Raw genomic sequence first — 17,317 nt, 5'->3', positions numbered from 1 at the left:
ACGTCGAAACATTGCCGCGGCGGGCCAGGCCTGCGCGGACCAGTCGGTCTGGATGGTTACTCTTAGAGGGTTCCGCTGTTAGTGGAAGCACACCCGCTCGGGAAGTGCCACTGTAACGCCAGGATTTTCGCTGACGATGACAAATACGAGCGATGAGTTGGACTCCGCGGTCGCCGCTGCAGCGCAGGGCGACCGTACAGCTCTAGCTTTGGTTTTGGAAAACATTCGACCCATGGTGGTGCGCTATTGCCGTGGTCGGGTGGGTGCGGCGGAGAGAGGCCACTTGTCGGCCGACGATGTCGCGCAGGAGGTGTGTCTCGCCGTGATGACCGCGTTGCCGCGTTATCAAGATCAGGGACGCCCCTTCATGGCTTTTGTGTACGGCATTGCTGCACACAAGGTTGCTGACGCCCATCGAAGCTCCGCCCGTAACAAGTCGGAGCCCGTAGCCGAAGTACCGGATGTAATTGCACTTGACGATGGACCCGAGCAGCGAGCGCTCGATTCGGAATCCAGCCGGCACATGCAGGAACTGCTCGGCACCTTGCCGGAGAAGCATCGAGAGATCTTGATTCTCCGGTTGGTTGTCGGACTGTCGGCTGAAGAAACGGCCGCCGCCGTCGGGAGTACCGCCGGAGCTGTACGAGTCGCCCAGCACAGGGCGATCGCGAAACTGAAAAAAGTAGTAACGAAAGCGGGTGAGAGCTATGGCTAGAGACGAGAATCGTGATTCTTCCGATCTCGATGACCTCACAGCCGGTCTCGCCGACGACGGTGCACCGGTGGATCTGGCTGCGGTTCGGCGCGACGACGCGCTGATCGAGGCAATTTCCCATGGTGGGCCGGTAGTAACCGATAGCACTGAGCAGTACGAACTGGCGTTGATTCTGTCGAAGTGGCGCGATGACGTCGTGTCGACCCCGATGCCGGAGGGCCCACTTCTCGACGATGTGATCGCAGCGATCGAATCGGCGCCCCCCAGCATTGCCGATCGCGAACGTTCTCGTTCACGTCTTCGTCTACTGCGCCCCGTTGCCGCTGCGGCAGCTGTCGCAGCGGTGGTGATCGGTGGCGGCTCGATGCTCACGTACGGGGCTGAACCGGGCGACGCACTGTGGGGTGTGAAGCAGGTTGTCTTCACGGAAGAAGCTAATTCGACAGTCGCGAAGATCGACACCACGTCCGAGCTCGAGAAGGCTGAGCGGTTGTTGGCCGCCGGGGATATTCCCGAAGCGAAGAAGGTTCTGGACAACGCTGCCCAGCGTGCCGGTGCTGTGAAGGATTCGCAGGCGAAGACGGATCTCGTAGAACGCTGGGGCAAGTTGATGACCCAGGTTCAGGAAACAACTACTCAGGCTGCGCCGCCGCCGTTGACCACAACTGACGGGCTGACAACGCTCGAGCCCCCGCCGGTGACGTCGATTCCCGTTCTGCCTGGCCCGACCTCGGATCTGGAGTTGCCGGGTACCAATCCGACGACATCGACGCCCAACCCAGCGATAGTTGCGCCGTCGTCAACAGTCCCGAGTCCGTCGGCGAACCCGACGACGACAACAACGACAACGTTGCCGACGACAACTACCCCGTCCTCGTCGAGGACGACAACAACGTCGCCGAATGTGAACACGCCGTCCTGAGCGTCGCGAGACCTGTTAGGCAGCAACGTAAATCAGTAGCAACGTAGTTCAGTAGCAACGGAATCAAAAACAGTGGGCCGGCAAGCGTAATGCTTGCCGGCCCACTGTTGTCAGTGTGTCAGGCGTCGAATCCGTCGCCGTGCATCGCTTCGTTCATGGATGCGTCGGCGTATCCACGGCAGTAGTCCCACGTGACATATGCCTCAGGCATGGGATCGTAGGCGGGTTCGTGAGGCCGAACCGTGCCGTCGACGAGGAGTTGAAGCAGGTTTGCCCGCAACATGTCCCAGTCGTGGTAGTGGTCCTGTTGGCAGTCCTCGCAGCACACCACGAGGCCGCGGATGCCACGATGAGCGAGGAGAGCCTCGTATACGGCGAGGTCAGCGAGATCTTCCTCGACTGCCTGCCGTTCTTGGGGGTCGAGTGGTTGACCCGGCTCGATGGCATCGAGTGCCGCGGAAGGGTCAGCGGGGTCGCCGGCAAAGGGATCTGGCGGCAGACCGGGAGGCAGTTGATCACGCACAGCACCACGGTACGCAGGTCAGGGGGGTCAGCGCCACTCGTTACGCGTACTTGCAGCGTGGGTGGGATGGTTCGGACCAATGTGCGGCCCGATACCATGGTGTTCAACGCCGGGAAAAGGTGCCAGGAATATCTTTCTGTGCAGGTGCCTTCTATCCGATATCCAGCTTTCGTAATCCGCTTCGAGGCAGCTGTTACAGCGGCTACCGAAAAGGCGAATCTAGGTCCATGGAGGGTCCTGACCGCATGACTAGTTCTGCAGGGCATGTACACACCGGAGGAGACGACCCCAACAAGGTCGCGATGCTCGGGCTGACATACGACGACGTACTGCTGTTGCCTGCAGCGTCCGATGTCATTCCGAGCCAGGTCGATACGTCGAGTCAGCTGACCCGCGATATCCGTCTGCGAATCCCGTTGGTCAGTTCGGCGATGGACACGGTCACCGAGTCGCGGATGGCCATTGCCATGGCCCGCGCGGGCGGAATGGGCGTTCTGCACCGCAATTCGTCCGTGGAGGTCCAGGCCGGTCAGGTCGAGACCGTCAAGCGTTCGGAGGCCGGCATGGTCACCGATCCGGTCACGTGTAAGCCGTCGGACACGATGGGTGAGGTCGACGCGAAGTGCGCTCGCTTCCGCATCTCGGGTCTGCCGGTCACCGACGACGCCGGACAGTTGGTCGGCATCGTCACGAACCGTGACATGCGTTTCGAGGTCGACCAGAATCGTCCGGTCGCCGAGATCATGACCAAGATGCCGTTGATCACAGCGCAAGAGGGCGTCACCGCTGACGTCGCGCTTGGTCTGCTTCGCCGTCACAAGATCGAGAAGCTTCCGATCGTGGACGGGAACGGCAAGCTTACGGGCCTGATCACGGTCAAGGACTTCGTCAAGACCGAGCAGCATCCGTTTGCCACCAAGGACCGTGACGGTCGTCTGCTCGTCGGTGCTGCGGTCGGTGCGGGCGACGATGCCTTCCAGCGTGCGATGGCGCTTACCGACGCCGGTGTGGACGTACTGGTGGTGGACAGTGCACACGGGCATTCGTCCAATGTTCTCGACATGATCGTCAAGCTCAAGCACGAATTGGGCGAGCGGGTGCAGATCATCGGTGGCAACGTCGCTACGCGCTCGGGTGCATTGGCACTCGTCAACGCAGGCGTCGATGCCGTCAAGGTCGGCGTTGGTCCCGGTTCCATCTGCACGACCCGTGTCATTGCCGGCGTCGGTGCTCCCCAGGTCACGGCCATCCTCGAAGCAGTCGCGGCATGCAAGCCTCTCGGCATTCCCGTGATCGCCGACGGTGGTCTGCAGTTCTCCGGCGACATCGCCAAGGCGCTTGCCGCCGGTGCGTCGACGGCCATGCTCGGCTCGCTCCTTGCCGGTACGGCCGAATCGCCGGGTGAACTGATCCTGGTGGGCGGCAAGCAGTTCAAGAGCTATCGCGGTATGGGCTCACTGGGCGCGATGCAGTCGCGCGGTGAGGCCAAGTCGTACTCCAAGGATCGCTACTTCCAGGACGACGTTCTCTCCGAGGACAAGTTGGTTCCGGAAGGCATCGAGGGTCGTGTTCCGTTCCGCGGACCACTCTCGCAGGTGACGCATCAGCTCACCGGCGGTTTGCGTGCGGCAATGGGTTACACGGGCTCTGCCACGATCGAGCATCTCCAGAACGCTCAGTTCGTCCAGATCACGGCTGCGGGACTCAAGGAAAGCCACCCGCACGACATCACCATGACGGTCGAAGCGCCCAATTACGCTGCCCGCTAAGTTCAGTTCGCTAGTTCACCAGTCACGAGAAAGGGGCGCGCGTGCGCGACCTCGTTGAAATCGGAATGGGTCGCACGGCCCGTCGTACCTACGAACTGGACGATGTGAACATCGTTCCCTCTCGGCGGACTCGTTCGTCGAAGGAGGTATCGACGACGTGGCAGATCGACGCGTACAGGTTTGACATTCCCATCCTCGCTCACCCGACGGACGCGTTGGTCTCGCCGACCTTCGCAATCGAATTGGGCAAGCGCGGCGGGCTCGGCGTCATCAACGGCGAGGGCCTGTGGGGCCGTCATGCCGATGTCGAGGCCAAGCTGGCTCGTCTTGTCGAGATTGCCGAAACCGACGGTGGCGTCGACGCCGCGATCCGCTACCTGCAGGAACTGCATGCGGCGCCGTTGCAGGCGGAATTGCTGGCAGCAGCGGTCGCACAGGTTCGTGACGCGGGGGTCACGACGGCGGTTCGCGTCAGCCCGCAGAATGCGCGCGCCCTGACGCCGGCACTGGTCAAGGCCGGAATCGACCTGCTGGTCGTTCACGGCACGATCATCTCCGCCGAGCATGTCGTGCGCACGGAGGAAGAGCCGCTCAACCTCAAGACGTTCATCTCCGAGCTCGACGTTCCGGTTATCGCCGGTGGTGTGAGTGACCACCGCACGGCGCTGCACTTGATGCGGACCGGTGCGGCGGGCGTCATCGTCGGCTACGGCTCTTCCGAGGGTGCAACCACGACGGGTGAGGTTCTGGGTATCGGGGTGCCGATGGCTACCGCTATCGCCGATGCCGCTGCGGCTCGCCGCGACTACCTCGACGAGACGGGTGGGCGTTACGTCCACGTCATCGCCGACGGTGACATCGCTACGTCTGGTGACCTGGCAAAGGCGATCGCGTGCGGCGCGGACGCTGCTGTTCTCGGCACGCCGTTGGCTGTGTCGGCTGAAGCTGCAGGCGGCGGTTGGTACTGGCCGTCCGCTGCTGCGCACCCTTCGGTTCCTCGTGGCGCGCTCCTTCCGGTTTCCTACGGCGAGCGGCCTTCGCTGGACAAGGTTCTGGCCGGGCCGTCCGACGATCCGTACGGTTCGCTGAACTTCGTCGGCGGTTTGCGTCGTTCCATGGCAAAGGCCGGCTACTCCACTCTCAAGGAGTTCCAGAAGGTCGGACTGACAGTCCGCGCCTGATTTGTCTGCATCTGTGGCCCTGGCTTCCTATGGGAAGTCGGGGCCACAGGTCTATGTTCAGGACTTTCGCGCGTTGGTGATACTTATGGTTACGCTTAGGGCACCCTTGTGGTGGCAGTCACAGCATTCGGGTGCATACTGACGGGTAACTACGTTTTCACGGTGGAGGTGTCCTGATGGGCAAGCAACGCGCGACGGATTACGACGTCCTGATTGTCGGATCCGGATTCGGCGGAAGCGTGAGCGCGCTTCGTCTTGTGGAGAAGGGCTACAAGGTAGGTGTCATCGAAGCGGGCCGACGGTACGCCGATGCAGAGTTCGCGAAGACGAGCTGGGATCTGAAGAAGTTCTTGTGGGCGCCCAAGCTGGGTTGCTTCGGTATTCAGCGGGTTCACCTGCTGCGCGACTGCTTGATTCTGGCCGGCGCGGGAGTGGGCGGTGGTTCGCTGAACTACGCGAACACGCTCTACCAGCCGCCGGAGCCGTTCTTCCAGGACAAGCAGTGGGCGCACATCACCGATTGGCGCAGCGAACTCACGCCGTACTACGAGCAGGCGCAGAAGATGCTCGGTGTTGTGCGGAACCCGCACATGACGCCGGCCGACGAGATCATGAAATCCGTTGCGGACGACATGGGTGTCGGCGACACCTTCATTCAGACGCCGGTCGGGGTGTACTTCGGTGAGCCGGGCAAGAAAGCCGCCGACCCGTACTTCGGTGGTGTCGGTCCCGAGCGCACCGGGTGCATCGAGTGTGGCGAGTGCATGACCGGCTGCCGCCATGGCGCCAAGAACACGCTCCTCAAGAACTACCTCGGCTTGGCCGAGACCGCGGGCGCCGACATCATTCCCATGACCACCGTCTCGGGACTTCGCGAGCACCATGACGGCACGTGGGATGTGTTCACCGAGCGCACTGGTGCATACGCGCGCAAGAACCGTCGGACGTACACCGCCGCTCATGTGATTCTCGCGGCCGGAACCTGGGGAACGCAGCACCTGTTGTTCGACATGAAGGACACCGGAGCGCTACCAAAGCTGTCCGGCACACTGGGCGAACTCACGCGCACCAACTCCGAATCCATTGTCGGCGCAGGCAAATACAAGGTCGATCCCAATCTCGATCTCACGCACGGAGTTGCGATCACGTCGTCGTTCCACCCCAGCGAGGACACGCATATCGAGCCGGTTCGCTACGGCAAGGGTTCCAATGCGATGGGCCTGCTGCAGACTTTGATGACCGACGGCGGTGGAGACAAGCCACGGTGGGTCAAGTTCCTCGGTGTGGTCGCGAAGAATCCGTATCAGATGCTGCGCATGCTCACGGTCAAGGACTGGAGCGAGCGAACCATCATCGCCCTGGTCATGCAGAACCTCGACAACTCCATCACCACGTACACGAAGAAAGGCCTGTTCGGCCGTCGCAAGGTCACCAGCAAGCAGGGCCACGGTCAGCCGAATCCGACGTGGATCCCCGAGGGCAACGATGCGACGCGTCGGGTTGCCGAGAAGATCGACGGCGTTGCCGGTGGCACGTGGGGTGAGATCTTCAACGTTCCGCTGACGGCGCACTTCCTCGGCGGTTGCGCTATCGCCGAGGATGCCGACCGCGGCGTGATCGATCCGTATCACCGCGTCTTCGGCTACCCGACGCTCAGTGTCGTCGACGGTGCCGCGGTGTCCGCGAACCTCGGTGTGAACCCGTCGTTGACCATTGCGGCGCAGGCTGAGCGCGCGGCGTCGCTGTGGCCGAACAAGGGGGAGGCAGACCTTCGTCCCGCTCAGGGCAGTGGTTACGAGCGGTTGACGCCGATCGCTCCCAAGTCGCCGGTGGTTCCGGCGTCGGCACCGGCGGCACTGGTTCTTCCGATTGTGAAGATCACGGGCGGCAAGAAGACTGCAGCGCCCGGAGTGGCATAACACTGTGGCGTAGCGAGGTGATCTTCGTCGCCCCCGGACTCCGTATGCTGCGCAGAGTCCGGGGGTGCGCAGGTTCGCTAGCTGGGGCGATTAGACTGCACGTGTGGCAGATATCGAGCAGCAGAGACCAGTTCTTGTCGTCGACTTCGGTGCGCAGTACGCGCAGCTGATCGCACGTCGAGTCCGTGAGGCCAAGGTCTACTCGGAGGTGATTCCGCACACCATGACCGTCGAGGAGATCGTGGCCAAGAAACCCTTGGCTGTTGTGCTCTCCGGCGGGCCGTCCAGCGTGTATGCCGACGGCGCTCCGAAGCTCGATCCGGCACTGTTCGACCACGACATTCCGGTGTTCGGCATCTGCTACGGATTCCAGGCGATGGCCGGAGCTCTCGGCGGCACCGTGGCCGAGACCGGCACCCGTGAATACGGTCGCACCGACATCTCGGTGTCCGGTGGCCTGCTCCACGACGGACTTCCCGCGACGCAGCCGGTGTGGATGAGCCACGGCGACGCCGTCACCGAAGCGCCTTCGGGATTCGAGGTCACCGCGACCAGTGACGGCGCTCCCGTCGCAGCGTTCGAGGATCGCGCCCGCAAGCTCGCCGGCGTTCAGTACCACCCCGAGGTTCTGCATTCCCCGCACGGACAGCAGGTTTTGAGCCGCTTCCTGCACGAGATCGCCGGTATTCCGGCAGCGTGGACGGCGTCCAACATCGCCGACGCGCTCATCGAGCAGGTGCGTGAGCAGGTCGGCGACGGACACGCCATCTGTGGTCTGTCCGGTGGAGTCGACTCCGCTGTTGCGGCTGCATTGGTTCAGCGCGCTATCGGCGACCGGTTGACCTGTGTGTTCGTCGATCACGGTCTGATGCGTGCCGGTGAGCGCACCCAGGTGGAGAAGGACTTTGTTGCCGCGACGGGCGCTCGCCTGATCACGGTGGACGCCGCCGACACCTTCATCGGTGAACTGGCCGGCGTCACCGATCCCGAAACCAAGCGCAAGATCATCGGCCGCGAATTCATCCGCAGCTTCGAAGGCGCTGTCAGCGATGTCCTGGGCGAGAACGCTTCTCAGGGCGCAACCGTCGATTTCCTCGTTCAGGGCACCCTGTACCCGGACGTCGTGGAGTCCGGTGGCGGCACCGGCACCGCAAACATCAAGAGCCACCACAACGTCGGCGGCCTGCCGGAAGATCTGCAGTTCAAGCTGGTCGAACCGCTGCGCCTGTTGTTCAAGGACGAGGTCCGCGCAGTCGGCCGCGAACTCGGCTTGCCGGAAGAGATCGTCGGACGCCAGCCGTTCCCCGGACCGGGCCTTGGTATCCGCATCATCGGCGAGGTCACCCGTGACCGCCTCGAAATCCTCCGCCAGGCGGATTCCATTGCGCGTGAAGAACTCACGTCCGCAGGCCTCGACGGAACGATCTGGCAGTGCCCGGTTGTCCTCCTCGCCGACGTGCGCAGCGTGGGCGTGCAGGGCGACGGCCGGACCTACGGCCACCCGATCGTCTTGCGTCCGGTCTCGAGTGAAGACGCGATGACCGCAGACTGGACGCGCTTGCCGTACGAGACCCTCGAGCGCATTTCCACGCGCATCACCAATGAGGTTCCGGACGTCAACCGCGTTGTTCTCGACGTGACGAGCAAGCCGCCGGGAACGATCGAGTGGGAGTGAGCTGATTGCTGTGCGCCTTCGTCAACCGACCGCGGTTGATGAAGGCGCACAGTGTTATTTGTGGTTCGAGCTATTTGCGGTTCGGCAGAATCACCAGCAGTAGGCCGGCGATGACTGCTGCTCCCACGAACAGCCACCGGAATTGAATGTCTGCTGCCGGGGCAAGGGAGAAGGGTCCGAGTAGTGCCCATCCGCTGACCAGGAATGCCGCGATTCCCGCGATGAGCAGAAGTGCGGACGGACGCTTGGATTTCGAGGTTTCCTCGTGTTCTTCGGTGCTGTTGCCGATGTCGTCGTAGTCGCTCATTACTGGTGTACCTCCAAGGCTCCGAATGTGGCTTTGGCGTTGATCGTCACGGTGGGGGCATCAGGTCCGGCCGCTGCGCCGGCGTGGACTCCACCGTCGAGGCAACGGGATCCGTCACCCATCACGACTGTGCAATCGTTCTGTGCCTTGACCGTCGGCGGCAGCAATACCTTGAACTCGCCGAATGCCGCCGAGACGTCGATGGTCTTGTCCTCGGTGAAGGTGACCTCGCTCAGATCCAGTGTGAAGCTGCCGAAGCCGCCGGAGTACGAGGACTGAATCTCGGACACGCTGGCCGGTGTCCACTTCTGCTCACCTGACGCGTCGAACTCGAGCGGGTAAACCAGCGACGCGAGGATCACGAAGCCGACGAGCGGTCCGGTGACGATCAGCAGCCCGTATCCCTTGCGGAAGAACGCCCCGAAGATCAATCCGAGTGCGATCACGGCAAGTCCGACTGCCCCGACACGGCCGGGGGTGAACCAGTCGTTGCCGGTTGCTGCGCCTGCGGCACCGACTGCGGTGGCGGCGATGATCGCCAGGCCCAGGACGGTCAGGGTCCAGCGGGAGCGTCGACGGCGAGGCGGAAGCGGTAGCAGGGGAGGGTTCTTGGTCACGGGGTCGGGTAGATCCCAGGCGAAGGGAGCAACGCCGAGCGGGTCCCACGCGGGCGGCGTGATGGCGGGCTCGCTCTTCGAAAGATCAACTGCTGGTGCCGATTCCGATGACGAAGTTGCTGCGGCCGGATCCGTGGGAACGTAGCTGTCGGGAAGCTTGGTGTACGGCGTGTACGTCGGCGGCTGGTTCGGGGCGAAGTATCCCGGGGTGAATGGTCCCGGGGTGAATCCTGTTCCGGGATAGACCGTTCCGGCGCCGATGTGCTGAGTGGACGAAGGTGGCAGCACCGGTGGGACAGGTTGGCGTTGGTAGAGCAGCCACAGGCCGCCGAGCATCAGCATGACGCCGATCAGTCCGGAACCGCCCTGGCCGGCGCCGAGCGGACCGATCGTAGTCGCGGCGATAGCAAGGGCTACCACCAGGACGATGGTTTTGGTGTGCTTGTCCGAGCGGTGGCGACGACCCGGCGCCGCTGCGGTTTGGCCGATGTCGGCGCGCGGGAAAGTCAGCCAGGCCACGACGTACAGCAAGATTCCCGAGCCGCCGAAGATGGTGGAGATGACAAAGGCAACGCGCACGAGGATCGGGTCGACACCGTATCGGTATCCGATTCCTGCGCATACGCCGGCAACGTGACCCTGGTCCGGTAGACGCACGGGGCGGGTCCGCCACAGATCGTTGATCTGTTCCTGGAAGGTCGGATTACTCATGGCTCCATCGTGGTGTGTTCGAGGGTGTTGCCGCATCAGGGGTGAACCCTGATCTTTGGCGCGCTCCTGGCCTGACTTCAGGGTTGGACCCTGATGTGCTCGAGCAGGGTTCGTGCCAGTATCGACTATGTGCAATCTGTGTCTGATCCCGCGCTCGTGAGTGCGCCGCTGCCGATACGAAAGTTGGAGCGGCGCTCCGGCGGTCGAATTGTGGGTGGTGTTGCCGGCGGTATCGCGGATCACCTGGGTATCGACGCGCTGAAGGTCCGTGTCGCGTTTGCGATTCTGGCTGCGATGGCCGGTGCGGGCATCGTCGCGTACGGAATTCTCTGGGTTTTCGTGTCGGCGGGTACCGACACCGAGAAGCCGAGCGCGGCAGAGCGACAGCGTGCTTACGGTCTGGCCGTTCTCGGTCTGGGCGGCGCGGCGGCGTTGTCGTGGTTGTTCAGCGGCACGGCGGGTTCTGTACTGGCGCCGTTTTTTGTTGTTGCGGTCGGTGCGGCACTGGTGTGGCGGGAGTTCGATTCCGAAGGCCCTCGTACCGTCATCGGGTTGCCGGCGCGGCCGACCGTCCTGACGTGGACGCGCGTGGTCGGCGGCGCATCGATGATCGTGCTGGGTCTGGCGGTCGTGGTGTTGGCGCAAGTCGACATCGACGCGTTGCGGTCGTCGTTGTTGGCCGTCGTCGTGACGTTGATCGGCGCCGGTTTGCTGACGGTGCCGTTGTGGTTGCGGATGTGGCGGGCGCTCGGGGCTGAGCGGGCCGCTCGAATTCGCAACGACGAGCGTGAAGAGATCGCGTCGCACCTGCATGATTCGGTGTTGCAGACGTTGGCGTTGATTCAGAAGCAGTCCGACAATCCGGTGGAAGTGGCGCGGCTTGCCCGTGGGCAGGAGCGCGAGCTTCGGAAGTGGTTGTTCAGTGGCGGCGAGATCGACCACACGAGCCTGACCGAAGGGCTCAAGATCATCGCGGGTGAGGTGGAGGATCAGCACGGTGTGACGGTGCGTCCGGTGACGGTGGGTGACGTGCAGTTGGACGGCGAGGACGGTCTGCCGAAGGAAGCGTTCACCGCACTTCTCGGCGCTACGCGTGAGGCTCTGGTCAACGCCGCGAAGCACTCCGGCGAGAAGGAAATCAACCTGTTTGCCGAGGTGGAAGGTGATCAGGTGAGCATCTTCGTTCGAGATCGCGGTGTCGGATTCGACGTCGACGCGGTACCAGAGGACCGTCAAGGTCTGGCCAAGTCGATTCGCGGCCGGATCGAGCGTCGTGGTGGCCGCGTCGTGGTTCGCTCCACGATCGGCAAGGGGACGGAAATCCGGGTACACATGCCGCTCGGGGGCAAGACGAGCACCGACTCTGACTTACAGTGGGACGAGCCCGCCGACCTTGTCGACAACCCGGAGGAAGCGCCCCAGTGACAGTTTTGCCCACACCCCCGTATCGCGTATTCCTTGTCGACGATCACGGGGTGTTCCGCTCCGGGGTTCGGGCCGAATTGTCCCGTGAAGACGACATGGAGATTGTCGGTGAGGCCGGTGGGGTGGCCGAGGCGATCGCCGGGATCAACTCCACGAAACCCCACGTGGTCCTGCTCGACGTACACATGCCGGACGGCGGCGGGGTGGCTGTGCTGCGCGGGATAGATTCCGGTCCGGTGTGCTTGGCACTCAGCGTTTCCGATGCGGCTGAGGACGTAATCGCGGTAATCCGGGCGGGTGCTCGGGGCTACGTCACCAAGACGATTTCGGGTGCCGAACTGGCCGACGGTGTCCGCCGGGTCGCAGGCGGCGACGCCGTCTTCGGGCCAAGGCTGGCGGGTTTTGTGCTCGACTCCTTCACCGGTCGATCCGCGGCACCGGAACCACAACTCGATCCGGAACTCGATTCACTGACTCCCCGTGAACTCGAGGTCCTGCGGTTGCTCGCGCGGGGGTACACCTACCGCGAGATTGCGGAGGAGCTGGTGATCTCCGTGAAAACCGTCGAGACGCATGCGTCCAACGTCCTGCGAAAGACCCAGCAGTCCAATCGCAATGCGCTGACACGCTGGGCTCATCGCCGCCAGATCGACTGAACTCTTCCGCGAGCGTCCACGAACGCGCACCATGGACCACATGACGGAACCACTGGCGCTGGCGTCGAGACGTGGGCGTTGGGTTGTTGCCGCCACGGTTCTCGGTTCGAGCATGGCTCTTCTCGACGGCACGGTGGTCAACATCGCGCTGCCGCACATCGGCGAGGAGTTGGGTTCCGGGGTGGCGGGCCTGCAGTGGACGCTCAGCGGGTACACGTTGGCTCTGGCGTCGTTGATTCTGCTCGGCGGCGCACTGGGGGACCGGTGGGGTAGGCGCCGGGTGTTCGTGTGGGGCACGGTGTGGTTCGCGGTGGCGTCGCTGCTGTGCGGCATTGCTCCCGACATCACGTTTTTGGTGGTGGCACGAATCCTGCAAGGCGTGGGTGCGGCACTGCTGACGCCGGGAAGCTTGGCCATCATCTCGGCGTCGTTGCGTGAGGAGGATCGGGGCGCCGCCATCGGTTTGTGGTCTGGACTCGGGGGAGTTGCGGGAGCGATAGGTCCGCTGTTCGGTGGCTGGCTCGTGGAGGTCGCCGGGTGGCGGTCGGTGTTCTTCCTGAACTTGCCGTTGGCTGCTCTTGTCGTGTGGGCGAGTGTGCGGCACGTTCCGGAGAGTCGTGACCCACATCCTCCGGAACGTCTGGATGTACTCGGATCTGCCTGTGCGGTAGTCGGTCTCGGTGCGTTGACCTACGGGTTGATCGAGATGAACCTGGTCGCCGGGGTGGTTGGCGCCCTTGTGTTGTGCCTGTTTGTCGTTGTGGAGCGACGGTCGCCGAGTGCGGTGGTGCCGCCGTCGCTGTTCCGGTCGAGAATGTTTGTCGCCGCCAATCTGGTGACCCTCGCGGTATACGGGGCGCTGGGCGGTGTGTTCTTCCTGCTGGTGCTGCAGTTGCAGCTGGTCGCGGGCTATTCGCCGGTGGCAGCGGGGGTCGCTACGGTGCCGATCACGGTGGCGCTACTGCTCTTTTCCTCGCGCGCCGGTAGGTACGCGCAGATTCACGGACCCCGGTTGCCGATGACCGCCGGGCCGGCAGTGGCAGCAGTGGGACTGGTGTTGATGACGAGGATCGGGGTCGACGCGTCGTACCTCACCGACGTGCTACCCGGAGTTCTCGTGTTCGGACTGGGTTTGTCGGTGATGGTTGCGCCGCTGACCGCGGCTGTGCTGGGTTCGGTTCCGGTGGAGCAGTCGGGAATTGCGTCGGGTGTGAACAACGCCGTTGCCCGAACCAGTCAGCTCCTGGCTGTTGCCGCGTTGCCGGGAATCGCGGGGATCAACACCGAAGCTCTGGCGGATCCGGCGCTGTTCTCCGACGGATTCACGATCGCGATGTACATCTGTGTGGGACTGCTGTTGCTCGGTGCGGCTATCGCGGCGGTACTGATCCGCGCTCCGGCGGCGCCGCCGATGCCGGAAACGGATTCGGTTGCCTGCAAACCACATTGTGATCTGACGGGGCCTGCGGTACAACCGAGTCGGACCCAGGATTAGGCGCTTGACTAGACGCTGATATCTCGATCGTGGCTCGGTACCAACGGGATTGCCGCGGCGGGGAAGGCGGCGACTATCGCAAACGCGATGGGATACCCGACCACACCGATGAGTGCGCCGACCACCGGCCCCACGGCGGACGCGGCAATGAATTGTCCGGTGTTCTGAGCGCCCAACGCTTTTCCCTGCCAGGTAGGCCCGGCCGCTTCGGCGACGGACGTGAACGCCAAGCCGTTGTCCGCGACACTGACAGTGGTAGCGATCAGCAGCACCAACGCCGGGATTCCCCACGGGGCGGCGTCGGCGGCAGCCATGGCCAGCATGACAACGGCGGCAGACATCGACACCAGGCGAAGCGGGCCGACCCGGCTACCGGCGCGGTCACTCCACATCCCGACGACGATGCGTCCCAGCGCCCCGACGAACTGTGACGCTCCGATGAGCAGGCCGGCCGGGGCGGCTTCCCAGTGTTGTTCGTTGATCAGCCAGACCAGTCCGAATGTCGACAGTGTGAACTGCGGAAACACCAGGAGAGCTGACGCCAGGTGGATGCGCCACAGGAAGGAGTTCGAACGGTAGGGGTTGGCGGCCGCGACCGGTGCCTGTGCGGTGGTGGCGGGCCGCGGGGGATTGACCAGGACAAGTGCGCAGACCACTGCGAGTGCGCCGTTCAGAACCACGGACAGAGCAACCGCCGAACCGATTCCCGAGTGCGCAGCCAGCGTCGGAACGGTGACCGACGCGATGGTGACGCCCAAGGGTTGGGACATCTGCCGGATGCCCATCGCCAATCCGCGGCGGTCCTTCGGAAACCAGCCGACAACCACGCGTCCGCTGGCGGCATTGGTGCTGGCGGCCGACATGCCGCCGAACAGGAACGCGATACCGAGCAACGCGTAATTGTCGGTGGTGGTGGCAGCCAGGGCCGCAACGGCGGTCAAGGCAAGTCCGATCGAGATGACCCACTTCTCTCCGAATCTGTCGGCCAACGCTCCCCAGGCCACGAGCGTGAGGACCATACCGAAAGTGGGCGCTGCAGCCAGAGTTCCGGCCTGCGCCAGGGAGAGTCCGTGCTCGGAATGCAGGAGGGGGATCAGGAAGGCGGGAGTGCTGACGAAGACGGTTCCGGCGGCTTGGGCGGCAACACCGAGGGCAAGCATCGTCCATGCCCGCGGTGTGACTACCGATTTTTCCAACCGTGACGCCTCAGTCATGGTGAGCCTCCCAATTCTTCTTTAGCTGAGGGCTCTGACGGTACTCCGGCTGTTTCACATGCTGAAACTAGAATCCCAAAATGTGGTCACGCCTCGTGGCCGGCAGTGGGGAGGCGAACGGTGAAGACCGTGTCTCCGTCCACTTGGTCGACGCTGATGGTGCCGCCGTGCAAGTGGATGTTCTCGACTGCGAGGGAAAGTCCCAATCCGCTGCCCTCACTGCGTCCGCGTGCGGTGTCTACCTTGTAGAACCGGCGAAAGATTGCCTGCCGGTCCTGGGGCAAAATGCCGGGTCCGTGGTCGACGACGGCGATGACGGCGTAGCCGGGTTCGGCGCTGAGTTCGACGCGTACCGGGGGTGAACCGTGCCGCAGTGCGTTGCCGACGAGGTTGGCGACGACTATGTCGATCCGACGCGAATCCACTCTGCTGCTGATGCTTTCGGGCGCGTCGAGCTCGACGGTTTCGGTCCAGCCGCGGCTCTCCAGCGTGCGCTCGGTCAGTTCGACGAGATCGACGTCGTCGAGGACGAGGCGTGCCTGTTGTGAGTCGTGGCGAGACATTTCGATCAGATCCTCGACGAGTCGAGTGAGTTTGCCGATCTCACTGCTCACGATGCGTGCGGCGGCACCGGCGTCGGGCGGAAGGTTGGGGATCTCTTCGCGAAGTATTTCACTGACCGGCACCAGTGCGGCCAGTGGCGTTCGCAGCTCGTGAGAGACGTCGGCGACAAACCGTCTTGCCTGCTCTTCGGATTCTTCGAGACCTTTGATCACCGCTTCGTTGCGTGCGACCATGTTGTTGAATGTTGTTGTCACCTGGGCAAGTTCGGCTACTCCGTTTTCCGGAAGGCGGACGCTGAGATCGCCGTCGGCGGCACGGGCGGCGGCCGCGTCGAGACGCTTGAGCGGACGTACCAGCGTCGACGCGATCCAGAAGCCGAGCAGACCGCTGACCAGCACGCCGGCAGCGAGGGTGAGACCGACGACTCGGAGCAGGTCGTCGAACTTGTCCTGTACCCCCACCAGTGGCCGGACGGTGACAGCTTTCACAAGTGTCTGGTTGTCGTAGCCGTCCTCCGCGGTCGTGTCCGTGACGTTGACGGACATCCCCAGCAGGATGCGCTCGGAGTCGAGTCTCTCGAAGCGGATCAGTTTCGAACTGTCCAAACCGCTGTCGAAGCTCGGCGGGATCGTCGCGGGATCGACGGATCCTTGGCGAACTACTTCACCGTCTGTGATCAGGGTCAGATCGGATGGGAAGACCTGTGAGAGGTTGGCGGGTGTCAACCCGTCCACCGGCATGCCGTCGAGGGACTGTAGCTCGTCGCGAAATTGTGCCGATGCCACGTCCTGAGCATTGGAATAGATCCACGACCGCGCCATGAGCGATACCGCGCCGGCTGTTCCTCCGGCGATGATCAGGACGATTGCGATGAACACCAGCACGAGCCGGGTCCGCAGACCGTCGACGCGCAGCCAGGCCGGTCTCATCGACCTGAGCCGGTGTTGAAGCGATATCCGAAGCCGCGCACGGTTTCGATGACTGTCGGTACGGCCGGGTCGTCCTCGATCTTTCCACGCAGTCGCTGCACCGCTGCGTCGACGATTCGGGAATCGCCCAGGTACTCCTGGTCCCAGGCTGCGGACAACAACTGTCGACGACTGAGAACCTGTCCGGGATTCTCGGTCAGTGCCAGGATCAGCCGGAGCTCGGTCGGGGTCAGGGTCAGCAGCGTTCCGCCCTTGCGGACCTGCAATGACGATCGATCCAGTTCCAAGTCGCCGAATGTCTCTGCCGCCGGTACTGCATCTGTTCGCGTCGTTGCGGGCGCCGACCGACGCACGACGGCTTTGATGCGAGCGTCGAGGACACGCGGACTGGCCGGTTTGACGACGTAGTCGTCGGCGCCGGCCTCGAGGCCGGCAACGGTGTCGATGTCGTCGGATCGAGCGGTGAGAATGATGATCGGGATCGAACTACGCGTGCGGATGCGTCGACAGATCTCGTAACCGTCGGCACCCGGGAGTCCGAGGTCGAGCAGGACGAGGTCGGTGGTGGTGAGTACGTCGTCGAAATCACTGTTGCCGTCGGGGCGATGGCTGACGTTGTGCCCGAGTCGGTTCAGTCCCAACGTGATTGCCTCGGCCACGGCTGGATCGTCTTCGATGAAAAGGATATTCACCAT

General features: G+C 63.4%; 15 protein-coding genes. 9 read left to right on the top strand and 6 right to left on the bottom strand.

The genetic code is table 11. The features are described from left to right. The first annotated feature begins 136 nt into the window (after positions 1–136). Both C7T36_RS03565 and C7T36_RS03560 read left to right on the top strand, forming a co-directional pair. Positions 137–715 carry a sigma-70 family RNA polymerase sigma factor gene (locus tag C7T36_RS03565; RefSeq protein ID WP_033231328.1) on the top strand — a complete coding sequence of 193 codons (579 nt, stop codon included), beginning with the start codon at positions 137–139 and terminating at the stop codon, positions 713–715. Next, entirely contained in the window at positions 708–1,637 is a 930-nt protein-coding gene (locus tag C7T36_RS03560) for an anti-sigma-D factor RsdA (protein WP_106939685.1), read from the top strand. The genes C7T36_RS03565 and C7T36_RS03560 overlap by 8 nt, the downstream gene beginning before the upstream one ends. A 118-nt stretch (positions 1,638–1,755) precedes the next feature. Here the strand turns inward: C7T36_RS03560 and C7T36_RS03555 are convergent, their stop codons facing one another. Then, positions 1,756–2,160, bottom strand: a complete 405-nt coding sequence (locus tag C7T36_RS03555) for a DUF5319 domain-containing protein (RefSeq protein ID WP_033231326.1) — start codon at positions 2,158–2,160, stop codon at positions 1,756–1,758. A gap of 245 nt (positions 2,161–2,405) precedes the next feature. Here C7T36_RS03555 and guaB point away from each other — a divergent pair, with 245 nt between their 5' ends. From guaB to guaA, 4 genes are all read left to right on the top strand, one after another. After that, entirely contained in the window at positions 2,406–3,929 is a 1,524-nt protein-coding gene (gene guaB / locus C7T36_RS03550) for an IMP dehydrogenase (RefSeq protein WP_033231537.1), read from the top strand. 41 nt (positions 3,930–3,970) lie between these two features. Next, positions 3,971–5,110 carry a GuaB3 family IMP dehydrogenase-related protein gene (locus tag C7T36_RS03545; RefSeq protein WP_033231325.1) on the top strand — a complete coding sequence of 380 codons (1,140 nt, stop codon included), beginning with the start codon at positions 3,971–3,973 and terminating at the stop codon, positions 5,108–5,110. Between the two features lie 176 nt (positions 5,111–5,286). After that, a complete protein-coding gene (locus tag C7T36_RS03540; protein ID WP_033231324.1) occupies positions 5,287–7,029 on the top strand; it encodes a GMC oxidoreductase in 1,743 nt (580 codons plus the stop codon). 103 nt (positions 7,030–7,132) lie between these two features. Beyond that, entirely contained in the window at positions 7,133–8,704 is a 1,572-nt protein-coding gene (guaA, locus tag C7T36_RS03535) for a glutamine-hydrolyzing GMP synthase (RefSeq protein WP_033231323.1), read from the top strand. Positions 8,705–8,774: 70 nt separating this feature from the next. On the opposite strand, the gene C7T36_RS03530 is transcribed toward guaA, so the two are convergent. Both C7T36_RS03530 and C7T36_RS03525 read right to left on the bottom strand, forming a co-directional pair. Continuing rightward, positions 8,775–9,011 carry a hypothetical protein gene (locus tag C7T36_RS03530; protein WP_045070771.1) on the bottom strand — a complete coding sequence of 79 codons (237 nt, stop codon included), beginning with the start codon at positions 9,009–9,011 and terminating at the stop codon, positions 8,775–8,777. Next, entirely contained in the window at positions 9,011–10,339 is a 1,329-nt protein-coding gene (locus C7T36_RS03525) for a PspC domain-containing protein (RefSeq protein WP_045070769.1), read from the bottom strand. The genes C7T36_RS03530 and C7T36_RS03525 overlap by 1 nt, the downstream gene beginning before the upstream one ends. A gap of 93 nt (positions 10,340–10,432) precedes the next feature. Here C7T36_RS03525 and C7T36_RS03520 point away from each other — a divergent pair, with 93 nt between their 5' ends. From C7T36_RS03520 to C7T36_RS03510, 3 genes are read left to right on the top strand one after another with little or no spacing between them, the layout of a single operon-like run. Then, complete coding sequence (locus tag C7T36_RS03520; RefSeq protein ID WP_045070767.1) at positions 10,433–11,764, top strand: ATP-binding protein; 1,332 nt, start codon at positions 10,433–10,435, stop codon at positions 11,762–11,764. Then, positions 11,761–12,420: a response regulator transcription factor gene (locus tag C7T36_RS03515; protein WP_033231319.1), complete on the top strand. Its 660-nt coding sequence runs from the start codon at positions 11,761–11,763 to the stop codon at positions 12,418–12,420. Before C7T36_RS03520 ends, C7T36_RS03515 begins: the two co-directional genes overlap by 4 nt. 40 nt (positions 12,421–12,460) lie before the next feature. Then, positions 12,461–13,915 carry an MFS transporter gene (locus C7T36_RS03510; RefSeq protein WP_045071210.1) on the top strand — a complete coding sequence of 485 codons (1,455 nt, stop codon included), beginning with the start codon at positions 12,461–12,463 and terminating at the stop codon, positions 13,913–13,915. Positions 13,916–13,923: 8 nt separating this feature from the next. On the opposite strand, the gene C7T36_RS03505 is transcribed toward C7T36_RS03510, so the two are convergent. The 3 genes from C7T36_RS03505 to C7T36_RS03495 form a co-directional block, all read right to left on the bottom strand. Then, positions 13,924–15,129 (bottom strand): MFS transporter, encoded by a 1,206-nt coding sequence (locus tag C7T36_RS03505; RefSeq protein WP_033231318.1) that lies wholly within the window; start codon positions 15,127–15,129, stop codon positions 13,924–13,926. An 86-nt stretch (positions 15,130–15,215) separates the two neighbouring features. After that, positions 15,216–16,622 carry a cell wall metabolism sensor histidine kinase WalK gene (locus C7T36_RS03500; RefSeq protein ID WP_045070765.1) on the bottom strand — a complete coding sequence of 469 codons (1,407 nt, stop codon included), beginning with the start codon at positions 16,620–16,622 and terminating at the stop codon, positions 15,216–15,218. Next, positions 16,619–17,317, bottom strand: coding sequence for a response regulator transcription factor (locus C7T36_RS03495; protein ID WP_045070762.1), 699 nt, complete (start codon positions 17,315–17,317; stop codon positions 16,619–16,621). Before C7T36_RS03495 ends, C7T36_RS03500 begins: the two co-directional genes overlap by 4 nt.

This window comes from Rhodococcus sp. AD45-ID (genome assembly GCF_003023755.1).
GTDB classification, from domain to species: domain Bacteria; phylum Actinomycetota; class Actinomycetes; order Mycobacteriales; family Mycobacteriaceae; genus Rhodococcus_F; species Rhodococcus_F globerula.
Note: the sequence above shows the minus strand (reverse complement) of the source record. Positions and strands in the feature narration are given on the sequence as shown.